This is a genomic window from Klebsiella sp. HN106 (assembly GCF_051209435.1).
Taxonomy (GTDB): Bacteria; Pseudomonadota; Gammaproteobacteria; order Enterobacterales; family Enterobacteriaceae; genus Klebsiella; species Klebsiella oxytoca.
This window is the reverse complement of sequence record NZ_JBLURD010000150.1, coordinates 1-351: the sequence shown is the minus strand read 5'-3', so window position 1 is coordinate 351 and position 351 is coordinate 1. Positions and strand designations below refer to the sequence as shown.

Genomic DNA, 351 nt, shown 5'->3' with positions numbered 1-351 from the left:
CATGTTTATATGATTTAACCTCATAATAATACGGATATTCGACACCATTGCCTTCATAATTTACATGCCATCGAAGAAGAACAACAACATTTCTATACCCATTTATTTGCATAAAGAAAATGGTCATTAATTCCACCGGGGCATCAGAGTAATAGAAGGTATCGACTTTAGAGTTATATAACTTACCATTATTAATACGGCTTAGATAAAAATATATATCCCTTTTATCAGGCGCAGATTGAAAACAAATAAATCCATTAGTAAAAGACTTAACTTCAAATGGTCCCTGAACAAGGGCGATAGGGTTATCACCGCACGCATAAATCATGCTTGAAAAGAAGAGTAACACAA

At 33.6% G+C, this 351-nt stretch carries 1 protein-coding gene; it reads right to left on the bottom strand.

What is annotated here, in order from left to right:
• The coding region (locus tag ACSIPU_RS30730; RefSeq protein WP_435322498.1) for a hypothetical protein at positions 1–351 on the bottom strand (351 nt) is incomplete at both ends.